The sequence below is a fragment of the Streptomyces sp. AcH 505 genome, assembly GCF_000818175.1.
Lineage (GTDB): Bacteria > Actinomycetota > Actinomycetes > Streptomycetales > Streptomycetaceae > Streptomyces.
Window position 1 is genome coordinate 2,608,854 of record NZ_JTIY01000001.1, and the last position, 1,620, is coordinate 2,610,473.

1 protein-coding gene and 1 pseudogene are annotated in these 1,620 nt (G+C 70.6%); both read right to left on the reverse strand.

Annotated elements, in window-relative coordinates:
- Positions 1–391, reverse strand: a pseudogene (locus tag HY68_RS43685) (hypothetical protein); the annotation flags it as partial.
- A 73-nt stretch (positions 392–464) separates the two neighbouring features.
- Complete coding sequence (locus HY68_RS11975) at positions 465–1,283, reverse strand: lytic transglycosylase domain-containing protein (protein ID WP_041987871.1); 819 nt, start codon at positions 1,281–1,283, stop codon at positions 465–467.
- Between the last annotated feature and the right edge of the window lie 337 nt (positions 1,284–1,620).

The following is a 1,620-nucleotide window of genomic DNA, read 5'->3' on the forward strand; positions in this document are numbered from 1 at the left end:
CCGCCTTGGCGACGGCGCCGCCACCCGGCCCCGCCCCGGCATCGGTGTCCGCGTCCGCCCTCGCATGGGCCGGCTCCGGCTCGGGGGCCGACAAGGGCTCCGGCGTCGGCTCCGGTTCAGGAGCCGCCACCAGCTCAGGTTCCGGCTCCTGCACCGGCTCCGCCGCTCCCAGCACCTGGCTCGACCCGTCCGGCAGCACCCGCAGGAAGAACTCCGCCGCACCCGGGCTGTCGTGCACCGTCGCGTCCACGGCGGTGCCGCGCTGCTGTGCGAACCGGTGCAACTGGTCGAGTACCGCCTCGTGCACGGACTGTTCGGGCGCGGGGACGAGCGGGTCCCCGTCGATCTCGGCGAGCCCGTTGTCGGAGATGTACACGGTGAAGGGGGCCATGGCTGCCGTCCTCATGCGGTGGGAGTGGTGATCGGGAAGGCGTGGGGGAGACGGTGGGACCGCCCGCGCCGCGTCACGGCGTCTCGCTGGGGTCGGGGGTGACGCCGGGAGTCGCGCCTGACGGCGGCGCCGCGATGCCCTGGTACTTGGCGAACTGGGCGCGGATGGCCAGGACATAGCCCTGTGCCTCGTTCGTCTGCGGCACCCCTTTTGCCGCGCGTACGGCGTCCATCCCGATGTCGTAGCCGGCCAGGGCGAGGTCGAGGGAGGTGTCGAGGGCCCCTTCGCCGTCGCCCTTGTCCTCGACCTCCCCGTTGTCGAGCATCTGCTGGCCCTGCTTGGCCAGATCGCACAGGTAGCGGCCCTGGGCCATGATCGAGTCCTCGGCGTCCAGCGCGGACGTCTTGTCGTTCTCGTCGTCGTCCTTGCCGTACTGCTTGAAGATGTCGGGCGGCAGCTGTGAGAGGCCCAGTTCACCGTTGGGTCCTTTCAGGGCCGCGTTGAAGCCGGACTCCTTCTCGATCTGCGAGGCGATGACGATCGGGCCGATGGCCGGGCACTGCTGGCCCGCGCGCTCGATGGGGTCCACCAGGTCGGCGGGGACCGTGGTGTCGTCGAGCTGGCCCTTGCCGTTGCCCTGAAGGACGTCGACCATCTGGTCCGCCGTGTCCTGGTTGGAACTGTCGCTCCCGCCGCCTCCGCCGAACAGCAGGATCAGCGCGATGAGGGGGGCGAGCAACACCCCGAATCCGCCGATGATCAACACCACGACGAGCGTGCCGACCAGGGCGAGCGGGGACAGCAGGCAGCCGCATCCGGTGCCGGCGATGATGCCGTTCCTGACGACGTTCGAGCCGCCGCTCTCCTCGCCCGCTCCCATGCCTGCACTCATGCGCGCGTGCCTTCTTCCCTTCGCCTTGAACCGTCATGGCCACATAGCCCGTTGTGCTGTCCGACGGACTCGACAGATCCAAACGGGCCCCGTGGCAAATAAGTTCAAACCAGTGGAAAACCAGATGAGCCGCAGCAGCGGAAGCACGAGCGAAGAGGGGGGCGGGACACATATGGGCACTCCTTCGGCAACGCCGCCGGGCCCACAGTCGTGGGTACGGGGGCCGAAGTCCCCACAGCAGACGCCCCCCGGCGGGGGCACGCCGCCACCCGCGGCGGCGCCCGTGCCGCCCCGTACGACGGCGCCCGCACCGCCGCCGCCCGCGGTGACACAACCG

Excerpts from the sequence above, each read along its gene's own strand:
- HY68_RS11975 (WP_041987871.1), bottom strand. The coding sequence starts at position 1,283 with ATGAGTGCAGGCATGGGAGCGGGCGAGGAGAGCGGCGGCTCGAACGTC.